General features: G+C 67.0%; 10 protein-coding genes and 1 tRNA gene. 9 read left to right on the top strand and 2 right to left on the bottom strand.

Going from position 1 to position 14,228, the window contains the following annotated elements; translation table 11 throughout:
- The first annotated feature begins 77 nt into the window (after positions 1-77).
- The 4 genes from DL990_RS30490 to DL990_RS30475 all read left to right on the top strand — a co-directional run bounded on the left by DL990_RS30490 (position 78) and on the right by DL990_RS30475 (position 5,302).
- Positions 78-2,183 (top strand): alpha-galactosidase, encoded by a 2,106-nt coding sequence (locus DL990_RS30490; RefSeq protein ID WP_125800731.1) that lies wholly within the window; start codon positions 78-80, stop codon positions 2,181-2,183.
- Positions 2,184-2,308: 125 nt separating this feature from the next.
- Complete coding sequence (locus DL990_RS30485; protein WP_125800730.1) at positions 2,309-3,580, top strand: extracellular solute-binding protein; 1,272 nt, start codon at positions 2,309-2,311, stop codon at positions 3,578-3,580.
- Positions 3,581-3,587: 7 nt separating this feature from the next.
- Entirely contained in the window at positions 3,588-4,475 is an 888-nt protein-coding gene (locus DL990_RS30480) for a carbohydrate ABC transporter permease (protein ID WP_233598812.1), read from the top strand.
- The gene (locus DL990_RS30475; protein ID WP_125800729.1) at positions 4,472-5,302 is read left to right on the top strand and encodes a carbohydrate ABC transporter permease; all 831 of its coding nucleotides are present in this window, start codon (positions 4,472-4,474) and stop codon (positions 5,300-5,302) included. The genes DL990_RS30480 and DL990_RS30475 overlap by 4 nt, the downstream gene beginning before the upstream one ends.
- 27 nt (positions 5,303-5,329) lie before the next feature.
- Here the strand turns inward: DL990_RS30475 and DL990_RS30470 are convergent, their stop codons facing one another.
- Positions 5,330-6,967, bottom strand: a complete 1,638-nt coding sequence (locus DL990_RS30470) for an ABC-F family ATP-binding cassette domain-containing protein (protein WP_125800728.1) — start codon at positions 6,965-6,967, stop codon at positions 5,330-5,332.
- Positions 6,968-7,113: 146 nt separating this feature from the next.
- Here DL990_RS30470 and DL990_RS30465 point away from each other — a divergent pair, with 146 nt between their 5' ends.
- The 5 genes from DL990_RS30465 to DL990_RS30445 all read left to right on the top strand — a co-directional run bounded on the left by DL990_RS30465 (position 7,114) and on the right by DL990_RS30445 (position 12,913).
- Entirely contained in the window at positions 7,114-8,004 is an 891-nt protein-coding gene (locus DL990_RS30465) for a PaaX family transcriptional regulator C-terminal domain-containing protein (protein WP_125784251.1), read from the top strand.
- Positions 8,005-8,040: 36 nt separating this feature from the next.
- Positions 8,041-8,820 (top strand): enoyl-CoA hydratase/isomerase family protein, encoded by a 780-nt coding sequence (locus tag DL990_RS30460; protein WP_125800727.1) that lies wholly within the window; start codon positions 8,041-8,043, stop codon positions 8,818-8,820.
- 304 nt (positions 8,821-9,124) lie between these two features.
- A complete protein-coding gene (locus DL990_RS30455) occupies positions 9,125-11,341 on the top strand; it encodes a glycosyl hydrolase family 18 protein (protein WP_125800815.1) in 2,217 nt (738 codons plus the stop codon).
- Between the two features lie 190 nt (positions 11,342-11,531).
- Positions 11,532-12,701, top strand: a complete 1,170-nt coding sequence (locus DL990_RS30450; protein WP_125800726.1) for an alginate lyase family protein — start codon at positions 11,532-11,534, stop codon at positions 12,699-12,701.
- A gap of 138 nt (positions 12,702-12,839) precedes the next feature.
- A tRNA-Pro gene (locus DL990_RS30445) sits at positions 12,840-12,913 on the top strand.
- A gap of 108 nt (positions 12,914-13,021) precedes the next feature.
- Here the strand turns inward: DL990_RS30445 and DL990_RS30440 are convergent.
- Entirely contained in the window at positions 13,022-14,227 is a 1,206-nt protein-coding gene (locus DL990_RS30440) for a site-specific integrase (RefSeq protein WP_125800725.1), read from the bottom strand.
- Position 14,228: the final 1 nt, after the last annotated feature.

The raw sequence follows: 14,228 nt of genomic DNA, 5'->3' as shown, positions 1-14,228 counted from the left end.
CCCCTGGCAGAGCAGCCCGATGTACCGCCGAGCGGGAGCCACTGGCCGCGGCCCCCGTTCGGCGTCAGGATGGCCCGGTGACCGAGATCGTTTTCGACGCGAGCACCCGTTCCTGGCTCATCCGCACGGCGGCCACGAGCTACGCGCTCAGACTGGCCGAGGACGACACCCCCGCCCACGTCTACTGGGGCCCCGCTCTCACGCCGGACCAGGTCGCCGACCTCCTCCCCCTGCCCCTGACGCGCTGGGACTCCTTCAACGATCCCAACGAGGGCCTGGACGAACTCGCCGCCGACGGCGGCACCCGGTACTGGACCCCCGCCCTCCAGGTCCGGTTCGCCGACGGGACCCGCGCCCTCGAATGGCGGTACGTCTCCCACGACATCGACGGCGGACGACTGCTCGTCCATTTCCGCGATCGGCACTACCCGTTGCGCATCACGCTCGGCTACCGCGTCCCGGACGGCACCGACGTCGTCGAACGCTGGACCGAACTCACCCACGACGGCACCGAAGGCCCGATCGAGATAATCCGCGCCGACTCGGCGACGTGGGCCGTGCCGTTCCGGCCGGACTACCGGGTCAGCCACGTAGTCGGCGGCTGGGCCGCGGAGAGCCGGTTGCTCCGGGAGCCGGTGCCCCACGGCGAAACCAACTTCGGCAGCAGGCGCGGCATCACCAGCCACCATGCCAACCCGTGGGTGATGCTCGACGACGGCGAAGCGACCGAAAGGCACGGCGAGGTCTACAGCGCGGCGCTCGCGTGGAGCGGTTCGTGGCGGATCACCACCACCCGCTCGTCCGCCGGCCGTCTCACCGTGACCGGCGGCTCCGGCCAGGACGGCGTCGTCCCCCGGCTCGCACCCGGCGACACGCTCACCACGCCGGTCTTCGCCGGCTTGTACACCGAGGGCGGATTCGGCGCCGCGAGCCGAGCATGGCACGCGTACACGATCGGCCATGTCCTCCCGTATCCCGGCGAACTCCGGCCGGTGCTCTACAACTCCTGGGAAGCCACGGGTTTCGACGTCACCGAAGACGGACAGCGGAAGCTGGCGGAGAAAGCGGCGGCCCTCGGGGTCGAACTGTTCGTGATGGACGACGGCTGGTTCGGCGCCCGGAACGGCGACCACGCCGGTCTCGGCGACTGGCACGTCAACCGCGACAAGTTCCCGAACGGTCTCGAACCGCTGATCGGCGAAGTGCACCGCCTCGGCATGAAGTTCGGGCTCTGGGTCGAACCCGAAATGGTCAATCCGGACAGCGCCCTGTACCGCGCGCATCCGGACTGGGTCCTGCACCATCCACAAAGGACACGCTCGGAGCTGCGAAACCAGCTGGTGCTCAATTTCGCCCGCCCGGACGTCGCCGAGTGGGCGTTCGGCACGCTCGACTCGCTCGTCGGCGAGCACGGGATCGACTTCCTGAAATGGGACATGAATCGCCCGTTCAGCGAGGCGGGCTGGCCCGCCGACGCTGATCCGGACCGGCTGTGGGTGGAGCACACTCACGCGGTCTACGCGATCATGGACCGCCTGCGCGCCCGCCACCCCGGGCTGCGGATCGAAGCGTGCAGCGGCGGTGGCGGCCGGATCGATCTCGGGATCATGGCCAGGACGGATCAGGTCTGGACCTCCGACAACACCGACGCGCTCGACAGGCTCGTCATCCAGCACGGCTACGGCCAGGTGTATCCGGCGCGCGCGATGTCGGCGTGGGTCACCGACGACCCCAATTTCGTCACCCACCGATCCACGCCGCAGCGCTTCCGGTTCCACGTCGCGATGGCCGGAGTGCTCGGCATCGGCGGCGACATCGTCGATTGGTCCGAGGAGGAACTCGAGTACGCGCGCGGACAGATCGCGCTGTACAAGGAGATCCGGCCGGTCGTCCAGCACGGCGAGCTCTACCGTCTCGTGCCGCCGACCGGCGACGGCGTCTCCGCTCTGCAGTACGTGGCGGCCGACGGTGAGCGTGCGGTCGTGTTCGTGTTCCGGCAAGCGGCACATTTCCACACTCCCGAACGACCAGTCCGGCTCGACGGCCTCGACCCCACCGCCCGCTACCGCGATGAGGACACCGGAAAGGTGTGGCACGGCGCCCCCCTCCTGGCACACGGCCTGTTCCCAGGTCTGCCGGACGGCGATTTCGCCAGTGTGGTGATCCGGCTGACCAAGCTGTGAGTGCTCAAGAGATCAGATGTATCGCGCATTTTTGGCAACGGAAGACGGCACTGACCGCTTGACATCCCCCTAGACATCCGATCGAATGCCCGTCGTATGTGAGCCGCGAGAAGGGTGGCTGGGGCATGAGAAGGTCCTTCGCGTTGGGAGCGGCACTGCTCCTCGCCGCGAGCCTCACCGGCTGCACCGTGGGCGGCGGCACGGGCGGTTCCGGCAGCGAGATCTCGTTCCTGACCTTCGAGACGCCGAACCTTCCACCGTCCTATTGGGACTCCGCCATCAAACGCGTCACGGACCGCAATCCCGGCCTCAGCGTGAAGAAACTGGTCGCCCCGTCGACCGACCGCACCGGCTACGCCAAGCAACTGCTGCAGTCCGGCCAGTTCCCCGACGTGGCGATCGCCGTCGACTCGGCCGGTTTCGCCGAATCGGGCAACCTCTACGCGTGGACGCCCGAGGAACTCAAGGACTTCCAGTTCCCCGGCGCCAACCCGATCAAAGGCGGGCATCACCAGCTTCCCGCCAACACCCAGACCATCCCGCCGATCTACTACAACAAGAAGCTCTTCACCGACGCCGGGATCACGTCACCGCCGAAGACCTGGGCGGAACTGCTTGCCGCGTCGGAGAAGCTGAAGACGAAGGGCATCAAGCCGTTCACCATCGGCGGAGGCAAGGAAGGCTTCCCGTCCGCGATGCTGCTGGACGGCCTGGTCAGCGTCGAGGTCTACGGCAAGACACCGGACTGGCTTTCCCAGCGGCGGGCCGACAAGGTCAGGTTCAGCGACCCGGCCTTCCAGCAGGCGTTCGGCAAGTTCGCCGATCTGGTGGCCAAGGGGTACATCGACAAGACGCAGGTCTCGCGGGACTATTCGGCGACCGAGGCGGCCTTCCTCAACGGCGAAGGCGCGATGTACCCGATGGGCAACTGGTTCGCCGCCAGCGCCGATGCCAAGAAGCCTTCTTTCGAGATCGGTGTCTTCAACTTCCCTTCCGAGGACGGGAAACTTGTCGTGCCCGCCTATACCGGTGGCGGCATCGTCGTCAACGCGAAGTCGCCGCACCTCGACGCGGCAAGGAAGTTCGCGCTCGCGTTCCAGCTCGACAAGGAACAGATCGATGCCTCGGTCAAGGCCGACGGTCTGTTCCCCGCGATCAAGGGCTACACGCCGCCTTCCGACGTCGGCCCGGTCTTCAAGGCGGGCTACGAGCTCTACAAGGAAGCCGTCGCGAAGAACGCCGTCGTCAACGCCTTCAGCTGGGAAACCGCCGACGACGGGCTTCTGCCGGGGATGAAGGACAAGGTCTACCAGGCCGCGCAGGACGTCATCATCGGCCGCAAGACGGTGTCCGACGCGTGCGCGTTCCTGGACACCGAGTGGGCGAAGGCGCGCTGACACCACGATGGGGAGGAAACCGATCCTGCCGAGGGTGTGGCATTTCGCCTCGTTCGGCGCACCCGGTGTCGTCATCTACCTCTGCTTCGTCATGGCGCCGATCCTCATCAGCTTCGGCTACAGCCTGACGAACCACAACCCGTTCGATCCGCCCGCGGAATTCGTGGGTCTCGAGAACTACCGGCTGCTGTTCCAGGACGAGCAGTTCCTGACCGCGCTTCGGGTCACCACGATCCTGACCGTGATCGTCGTGGTCGTGCCGAACGTGCTCGGACTCGGCGTCGCCCTGCTGCTCGACCGGAAAGGCTGGCTGTACAACGCTTTGCGGAGCGTGTTCTTCACGCCCGTGATCCTCAGCTCGGTCGTGGTCAGCATCATCTGGACGAAGCTGCTCGACGACCGGGGGCCGGTCAACGACGCGCTCCGCGCCCTCGGCGTCGAGCATCCGCCTGGCTGGCTTTCGGATCCGGACCTCGCGCTGTACTCGCTGGCTTCGATCGTGTGCTGGCAGATGCTGGGGTTCTGCGTGGTCGTGTACCTCGCGGGCCTGCAAGGCGTGCCCGCCGAACTGCTGGAGGCGGCGGAGATCGACGGCGCCGGACCGGTCCGGCGGTTCCGCGCGGTGACCTGGCCGCTGCTCGCCCCGTCACTGACGATCAACACCGTCGTGCTGCTGATCTCGGCGTTCAAGACCTACGACCACGTCAAGGTGGTCACCAACGGCGGGCCGGGTTCGGGGACCACCGCCACCATCGCGTTCGACGTCCTCGCCACCGGCCTCGACGCGAACCACGTCGGCTACGCGTCCGCGATGGCTGTCGTGATGCTGGTGATCGTGGCGACGCTGACCACGATCGTGCTGCGGTTCCTGCGGCGGCGAGAGGTCGACCTGTGACCACGAAGGACGGTTCGTGGCTGCGGCCCGCCTCGGCGATCCTGGCGAGCGCGATCTTCTTCGTGCCGCTGTACTACGTGCTCGTCAACGTGTTCAAACCCGGCGATCGGATTGCCGAGGAGCCGGCGGCGGTCCCGCTGCCACCGACGCCGACCAACATCCACGCCGTGCTCACCCGGCCCGACGGCCTGTTCTGGGTGAGCCTGGCGAACAGCATGCTCGTCACCCTGCTGTCGATCCTGGTGCTGACCGTGCTTTCCGCGATGCTCGGGCACTACCTGGCACGTTCGGACCGGCGATGGACCAAGGTGCTCACTCTGATCCTGTTGGCGGGCTTGATGATCCCTCCCCAGGTGATCCTGATCCCGGTCACCGAGGTACTGCGCCTGACCGGGTTGATGGCGACGCTGCAGGGCTTGGTGCTGTTCAACGTCGGCTACTACGTGCCGTTCGGCGTTTTCGTGTTCACCGGATTCATCCGCGGGGTACCGGTGGAACTCGAGGAGGCCGCGCGGCTCGACGGAGCGAGCCGCGCGCAGGTGTTCTGGCGGATCGTGTTCCCGCTGCTGCGCCCGGCGACGGCGAGTGTGCTGATCTTCCTCGGGGTGTGGATCTGGAACGACTTCATCGACCCGTTGATCATCCTCGGGCCCAGCCAAGGCACCACGATCACCACCGGGATCTACCGCTCGATCGGCCAGTACCAGACGGACCTCGGCAGCGTGTTCGCGCTGATGTTCCTGGCCACACTGCCGGTGCTGATCTTCTACCTGGCCTTGCAGAAGCAGTTCGTGAAGGGACTCACCGGCGGCGCCACCAAGGGCTGACCTCCGAGCAATCAGTCATCTGATTGCTCAGAGCTCGGTGACCTTCCCGTCGGCGACTTCCAGCCGCCGCGTCGTCGCCACCGCGTCGAGCATCCGCCGGTCGTGTGTCACCAGCAGCAGCGTCCCCGGATACTCCGACAGCGCCGACTCCAGCTGCTCGATCGCGGGCAGGTCGAGGTGGTTCGTCGGCTCGTCCAGCACCAGCAGGTTCACCCCGCGCGCCTGCAGCAGCGCCAGCGCCGACCGGGTCCGCTCCCCCGGCGACAGCGTGGCCGCCGAGCGCAGGACGTGCGCGGCCTTGAGCCCGAACTTCGCCAGCAGCGTCCGGACGTCGGCGTCGGCGAGTTCCGGGACCTCACGGGCGAACGCCTCGACGAGCGGAAGGTCGCCGAGGAACAGCTTCCGTGCCTGGTCGACCTCGCCGACCACGACACCGGAGCCGAGCGACGCGGCGCCTTCGTCGACCGGGACCCGCCCGAGCAGGGCGGCGAGCAGCGTCGACTTCCCGGCGCCGTTGGCCCCGGTGATCGCGACCTTGTCCGCCCAGTCGATCTGCAGGTCCACCGGACCGAGGGTGAATTCACCCCGCCGCACGACCGCGCCGCGCAAGGTCGCCACGACCGCGCCCGCCCGGGGCGCCGCGGCGATCTCCATCCGCAGTTCCCATTCCTTGCGCGGTTCCTCGACGACGTCGAGCCGCTCGATCATGCGGTCGGTCTGCCGGGCCTTCGACGCCTGCTTCTCCGTCGCCTCGCTCCGGAACTTGCGGCCCACCTTGTCGTTGTCGGTGGCCTTGCGGCGGGCGTTCTTGACGCCCTTCTCCATCCACGAACGCTGCATCGAGCCCCGCGCTTCGAGCGAGGCCTTGGTGTTCGCGAACTCCTCGTACTCCTCACGCGCGTGCCGCCGCGCGACGGCACGTTCCTCCAGATAGGACTCGTAACCGCCGCCGTAGGTCCGCACCTGCTGCTGTGCGTAATCGAGTTCGACGACGCGGTCGACGGTGCGGGCGAGGAATTCCCGGTCGTGGCTGACCAGCACGGTCCCGGCGCGCAGCCCGGTCACGAACCGCTCGAGCCGGTCCAGGCCGTCGAGGTCGAGGTCGTTGGTCGGCTCGTCGAGCAGGAAGATGTCGTACCGGCTCAGCAGCAGCGAGGCCATCCCCGCCCGGGCCGCCTGCCCGCCGGACAGCGACATCATCGGCTGGTCGAGGCTGACGGTGAGCCCGAGATCCGCGACGACCTCGCCCGCACGGTCGTCCAGATCGGCGCCACCGAGCGCGAGCCAGCGGTCGAGGGCCAGACCGTAGGCGTCGTCCGCGCCGGGTTCGCCCGCGGTGAGCGCTTCGGTGGCGGCGTCGAGTTCGGCTTGGGCGGCGGTGACTCCGGTACGGCGCGAGAGGAACGCGCGGACGGACTCACCCTCACGACGTTCCGGCTCCTGCGGGAGGTGACCGACGGTGGCCGTCGGCGGGTTCAGCCGGACGCTGCCCTCTTCCGGCGGTACGAGGCCGCCGAGGGTCTTCAGCAGAGTCGACTTGCCCGCGCCGTTGACGCCGACGAGACCGATCACTTCGCCCGGGGCGACGACCAGGTCGAGACCGGAGAACAGCAGACGGTCGCCGTGGCCGGCGGCGAGATCCTTGGCAACGAGTGTGGCGCTCATGAGATCGGTAAGTCTACGGGGACCGATTGAACAGCTCGTGGTCCCTCGGAAGAGTGGCAAGTATCCAAGCGATCACGGAACGTGGGTAACCTGGTTGTTCTTCTGGACCCGAACGAACCCCTGAGCATTGAGGTCGGTGACAGCAAATGGCGGATTCCGCCACCCAGGTCCCCGTCGTCCACCAGCAGAAAGGCGGTACCCGTAGGCCGACGTTGAGCAGGCGGCGGGAAGTCAGTCACGCCAGCGCGCGATCCTTGTTGATGACGATCCTCGGCGAATACGTCCTGCCCCGTGACCGGCCCATCTGGACGTCGACGCTGGTCGAGGCGCTGCGCGTGCTCGACATCGAGGAAAAGTCCGCACGGCAGGCGCTCGCCCGTTCCTCCGCCGAGGGCTGGGTCGTCTCCGAACGCGTCGGACGAAGAGTGCGCTGGTCGCTCACTCCACCAGGCAGGCGCCTTTTGACCGAAGGCGCGGAACGGATCTACGCCTTCGGCAACGAAGAGAAGGCGTGGGACGGCCGCTGGCTGATGTTGATCGTGTCGGTCCCCGAAGCGAAGAGGGACCTTCGGCACCGGCTGCGCACGCGCCTGACGTGGGCCGGGTTCGGCTCACCGGTGGCGGGTGTCTGGGTCAGCCCGGATCTCAGCCGCCAGCGGGAGGCCCAGCAGATCGTGCAGGAACTCGGCCTCGACGCGCAGGCGATGTCGTTCACCGCCGCCTATGGCGACGTCGGCGACCAGGAGACGATGGTCGCGCGGTCCTGGGACCTGAGCGAACTTAAGGACCGCTACGAAGACTTCATCGACCGCTTCACCGGTTTGCGGCCTTCAGGTGAGCGTGGCGTCCTGCGCGCGCAAACCGAACTCGTCCACGAATGGCGCAGCTTCCCGTTCCTCGATCCGCGTCTTCCGCTGAAACTCCTTCCCGACGGTTGGAGTGGCGTGCGCGCGGCGGAACTCTTCCACCGCAAGCACGTCGAATGGCGACCAGAAGCACAGGCGCAATGGGACGAACTCGCGGACTCCTCCGGCTAGGGTCACGGAAAACGATCTAGCGGAGGGACTTCCGTCTTGGCCACCTCGATCCGCCTCGACCGCGAGGGCGACATCGCCGTCCTGACCATCGCTTCGCCGCCGCTGAACCTCTACACCGCGGAACTCCAGCAGGAACTGGGCGAGGCGATCGGCGAACTGGAGGCCACGCCGCCGCGCGCGGCGTTGATCCGGGCCGAGGGGAAGATCGTCAGCGGCGGCGTCGACGTCTCCCTGTTCGACGCACAGGCGAGCGCGGCCGAAGCGAAGGTGCTCTTCGACGAGATGCTGGCGATCCCCGACCGGATCGCCGCCCTCCCGTTCCCCACCGTGTTCGCCGCCCACGGTCTGTGCCTGACCTGGGCCTTCGAGGTGGCTGTCGCCTGCGACATCATTCTCGCCAGCGAGAAGGCCAAATTCGGCCTGGTCGAACGCGTCGTCGGCCTGACCCCGACCATGGGCGGCACACAGCGGCTCGCCGCCCGTGCCGGCGTCGGCCGCGCCAAGGAGTTCGTGATGACCGGTGCGACCTACGACGCCGCGACACTCGAACGCTGGAACGTGGTGAACCGGGTGTTCCCGATCGACGGCTTCGACGAGGCCGTGCGCACCTTCACGACCGACCTCGCGCAGGGGCCGACAAAGGCGCACGCGGCCACCAAGAAGGTCCTCGAGCACTACGAGCACGGCGGCGTCGCCGAGGCGAACGAGCACATCACGACGATCGCCGCCGGACTCTTCGACACCGAGGACCTGCGCGGCGCGGTGAAGTCGTTCCTCGCGGACGGCCCGGGCAAGGCGACCTTCACCGGCCGCTGAGCCGGCCCGCACGACCCCGATACCGCAGCGCCGCTTCTCCAGCGGCGCTGCGGTTTTCGTTTCGGCAGAGGTTCTTCCGGCAGCCGACCGCACGCCGTTCCCACCTCGGCGGAGGATTCCGCCGAGCGCCCCGGCCTGGTGGTTCATGACCGACGAATCGGTCTAGACCTTTTATCGGCTCCGCGCTACATTCAGGTGTGGTCTAGACCACACGCGCCATTTTCAGAGCAGGTCAGTCTCGCCGCCTCTTTTGGAGAGAACCGCCATGAGACGCACCGGAAAACGACTACTCAGCGCATTCACCGTGACACTCCTCGCCGCCGGGCTCTTGGTAGCCGCGGGCAATCCGGCATTGGCGGCGGGCCGCCTCCGCGCCGCCTTCACCCTGACCGGAACCAATGGTGAGTACACCGTCACCAACCCCAGCAGCGAAACCGTCGCCGACTGGTCCATCACCTTCACCGTCCCCGCCGGCGTCACCGCCACGAGCGGCTCCCACGCCACGGTCTCCCAGTCGGGCGACCAGGTCACCCTCTCCCCGGCGTTCTACATCAAATCGCTCGCGCCGGGCCGTTCGACCTACCCCTACAGCCCCTCCTTCCGGCTCAGTTCGGCCGTCAACCCGACCACGTGCCGGATCGACGACGCGAACTGCGACGGCTCGGGCGACACACCACCGTCGACCCCGGCCAACCTGCGACTCGTGGCGAAGACGACCACGACCGCCGCGCTGGCCTGGAACGCGTCGGCACCGGGCTCGCTGCCCGTCGCCGGCTACGACGTCTACCAGGGCACCACGCTGGCGGCGTCGGTCACCGGTACCGAAGCGAGGATCACCGGGCTGACGCCGAACACGGCCTACAGCTTCACCGTCGTCGCCAAGGACCGGAAGGACGCCAAGTCGCCGCCCACCCCGGCGCTCGCGGTGACCACCAACAACCCGGGCGACGACACTCAGGCGCCGACCGCGCCGTCGAACCTCCGCTCGACCGCGGTCACGTCGGGCTCCGTCGCGCTGGCGTGGAACGCGTCGACGGACAACACCGGCGTCGTTTCCTACGACGTCTACCGCGGTACGACCCTCGCCACGACGGTGACCGGGACGACCGCGACGGTGAGCGGGCTTTCACCGTCCACTTCGTACTCTTTCACGGTCAAAGCCCGCGACGGGTACGACAACGTCTCCGCGGCGAGCGCGGCCGTCAGCGCTCGCACCGGCGACATCGTGAACGGGTACGCCCGGGTCGGCTACTTCGTCCAGTGGGGCATCTACGGCCGCCAGTTCTTCGTGAAGAACATGGTGACCAATGGATCGGCCGCCAAGCTGACCCATCTGCTGTACGCCTTCGGGAACATCGACCCGGTCAACCACACCTGCCTGTCGGGTGTCACCAAGGGAACGACGCCCAATCCGCAGGACCCGAACCAGGGTGACGGCGCGGGCGACGCGGAAGCCGACTACTCACGGCCGATGTCCGCCGCCCAGTCCGTCGACGGTGTCGGCGACACCGGCTGGGAAACGCTGCGCGGCAACTTCAACCAGCTGAAGAAGCTCAAAGTCAAGCACCCCAACCTGAAGATCCTCATCTCGCTGGGTGGCTGGACCTACTCGAAGTACTTCTCCGACGTCGCGGCCACCGCCGCGTCGCGGCAGAAGTTCGTCGCGTCGTGCATCGACACGTACCTGAAGGGCAACATCAAGGCGTACGGCGGAGCGGGCGGCCCGGGTACGGCCGCGGGCATCTTCGACGGCATCGACATCGACTGGGAGTGGCCGGGCAGCCCCGACGGACACCCCGGAAACCACTGGAGCGCCAACGACAAGACGAACCTGACCGCACTGCTGGCCGAATTCCGCACGCAGATGGACGCATACGGCGCGACCACCGGCAAGCGGTACGAACTGCAGGCGTTCACCCCCGCCGACCCGGCGAAGGTCAAGGGCGGCTGGGAGATCCCGAAGATCTTCGACTACCTCGACGTCGCGAACGTGCAAGGCTACGACTTCCACGGCTCGGGCAGCGACAACTCGTGGGAGCCGAACCGCACCGGCCATCAGGGCAACCTCTACGCCGACGCGGACGATCCGTACAACTTCAAGTTCAGTGTCGAATCAGCGATCAACGCCTACACCGAGGCAGGGGCCAATCCACGGAAACTGACCCTCGGGCTCGCGTTCTACGGGAGAGGCTGGCAAGGGGTCGCGGACGGCGGCAAGAAGGGCGAATGGCAGAGCGCGACAGGAGCCGCGCCCGGCCAGTTCGCCGAGGAAGCAGGTACTCGTGGCTACGCGAATCTCTTGGCCAGTGTCCCCAACTGCGCCGTCCAGCACGACACCGCGGCAGTGGCCACATCGTGCTACACCGGCAACGGCGGGCAATGGTGGACCTTCGACGACGCCTGGTCCATCCAGCAGAAGATCGCCTGGCTCAAGACCAGAGGACTGCTCGGAGTCATGGCCTGGGAGATGTCGGGTGACACCGGATCCCTCATGACCACAGTGGACAATTCGCTGAAGTGACGGTTCCCGGGGTGCCGGTGTTCGTCACCGGCACCCCGGCACCGCAATGGCCACTATTCGTTCAGCCCGCTGAACAGCACGGGATCTCTTTCTTTTCGAGGCGAACAAAGGTCTTGACGCGGCTGATTCAGACCACGACACTGAATCGCGCGCCGCCGGTGACCTGGCTCACACCCGCCCGAGGAGAACCATGTCCCTACCGAGGAAACTGCTCGCCCTGACCACCCTCGTCCCCTTGGCGCTAGGCCTTTTCAGCGCCCCAACTCAGGCCGCGCCCGCCACCTTCACCCATCCCGGAGTGCTGGTCAGCCGCCCGCAACTGGACTTCGTCCGCGCCAAGGTCCAGGCAGGCGCGCAACCGTGGAAACAAGCCTACGACGCGATGATGTCGAATTCGTACGTGTCACTGCCCCGGTCACCGAAACCGCGCGCCATCGTCGAATGCGGTTCGTATTCGAATCCGAACATCGGCTGTACCGATGAGCGGCAAGACGCGATCGCCGCGTATTCCCTTTCGCTGGCCTGGTATGTCACGCGCGACGCGAAATACGCGACCAAGGCGATCGAGATCATGGACGCCTGGTCCGCGGTACTGAAAGACCACACGAACAGCAACGCTCCCCTACAGTCCGCGTGGTCGGCCTCCTCGTGGCCGCGCGCCGCCGAGATCATCAAGCACACCTATACGAGCTGGCCGAACTCCGGCCGCTTCGGCACCATGCTCCGGAACGTGTACCTGCCCGAGGTGATCAACGGCAGTCACAGCAACGGGAACTGGGAACTCAGCATGACCGAAGCCGCGATCGGCATCGCCGTGTTCCTCGACGACAAGGCGACCTACGACAAGGCGGTCGCGAAGTTCCGCACCCGCGTCCCCGCCTACCTCTACCTGACCAGCGACGGCGCGCTCCCGAAGACCGCGCCCGGCAGCGGCCTGGACACCCGCGACAAGATCGTGAAGTACTGGCAAGGCCAGACGACGTTCGTCAACGGCCTCTCCCAAGAGACATGCCGCGACTTCACCCACACCGGCTACGGCCTCGCCGCCATCGCGAACTTCGCCGAGACCACCCGCATCCAGGGCCAGGACCTCTACCCCGAGATCGCCGACCGCCTCCGCGAAGGCCTCGGCTTCCACGCGAAGTACCAGCTGGGCGCGGCCGTCCCGTCGTGGCTCTGCGGCGGCGACCTGAAGCTCGGCCTCGGCCCGATCACCGAAGTCGGGTACAACCACCTCCACACCCGCCTCGGGCACACCATGAGCAACACCGAGGCCCTCACCCTGCGCCAGCGCCCGGCCGGCACCAACAACCTCTTCGTGTCCTGGCAGACCCTCACCCACGCCGGCAACCCACAGTGACCCGTGCGGGCCGCCCGAATGCGACAGGGCGGCCCTCACGGTCCGTTTCCGCAGCTCAGACACACAGTGACCCCTGCTTGCAAGCGCCTGTTCGGGACCCGCTAAAGTACTCACATCGCACTCCACGGAGCGCGGGTCCGGGCTGTGGCGCAGTTTGGTAGCGCACTTGACTGGGGGTCAAGGGGTCGCAGGTTCGAATCCTGTCAGCCCGACCGGAAAGGCCACGTTTACGCAGGTAGACGTGGCCTTCGGTCGTTTTAGGACGCACTCAGCCCCGGAGCATGTCACATATATGTCACTCGCTCCGAGGCTGGTCCCCCTCATGCCGCCATGCCTGCCAGTGCCGCCTGACGTCGGATGTCGAGCACGTCGGCGACTTCGTCGAGCCTGTCCGGGAACAAGTGCCCGTAGACGTTCAGCGTCATGGACGCGTCGGCATGTCCAAGCATCTGCTGAACGACCTTCACGTCGGCGCCAGCGGCGATCGCGAGCGAGGCAGCCGTGTGGCGTAGCTTGTGCGGCGTCAGCCCCTCAGCGGCCAGCCCGGCAGCGTTCACGGCCGCATTGAACTCCCGGACGCGCCAGTTGTTCGCCCGGAGCGACAGTCCGCGTGCGGTGGTGAACACGAGATCGTTCTTATCCCGCCCGTCGACGAGCGGGCGGAGGACAGGCACCAGCGACGCCGGAAACGAGACCGTCCGTCGCTTGCCGGTCTTCGGCAACCCCTCAAGCTGTTCTCCCCCGATCTCGTAGAACGTCACCGCCACCCGGACGCGACGTCGCGCAAGGTCGATTCGGCCAACGCGCAGTGCGGCAGCCTCGCCCCACCTCAGTCCCGTGTAGGCCAGGAGCAGAATCAGCGCCTTGTTGATCCCGGCGCCCGCGGTTGGCCGGTCGTACTTCGTGCGCAGCCCTGCACTGGCGTTCGCAAGCGCTTCGACTTGCTCATATGACAGGTAGACGTGCTCTGCTTCTGGCCGTACGGGGAGCTTCACGCCCCGGGCCGGATTGACCGGAATACGCCGAGGCACACACCATTCGAGCACCATCGAGAGCACGCGGAACGCATGGCGAGCCTGCGACGGCCCGAGTGCGCTACCTCCATCCTCTTTGGACTTCAGTAGCTTGGCGACCCAAACGGCGATGTCCTCGCGCTCAATGGCGTTCAGCGGCAGATCACCCCACTTGGGGATCACGTGGTTGTCCAGCAGGCCCCGGTACTTCCACCACGTGGACTTGCGGAGGTCGTGCCGACTCTCCAGCCATTTTTCCGCCATGTCGGTAAAGGTCACTTTGGACGACTTCGGATCCACATAGGACCCAGCACGTAGTGCCGTCTCCAGCTCGGCGCAACGCGCTTCAGCTTTGTCCTTATTGGACGCGACCTCCGAACGGAGCTTTCCGGCGACGTCGTAGTAGCGGACCAGGTAGCGCGCGGGCGGGCGCCGCTTCTTTGCCTTGGCCTTGCGCACAGCGTCCACGTAGTCGCTGGACTGTGTGCGGTCGTAGATCCACGCGCGGGCCATC

Origin of the sequence: Amycolatopsis sp. WAC 01416 (genome assembly GCF_003947485.1) — a bacterium.
Lineage (GTDB): Bacteria > Actinomycetota > Actinomycetes > Mycobacteriales > Pseudonocardiaceae > Amycolatopsis.
The sequence above is the reverse complement of the archived record's forward strand: the minus strand, read 5'-3'. Positions and strand labels throughout refer to the sequence as shown.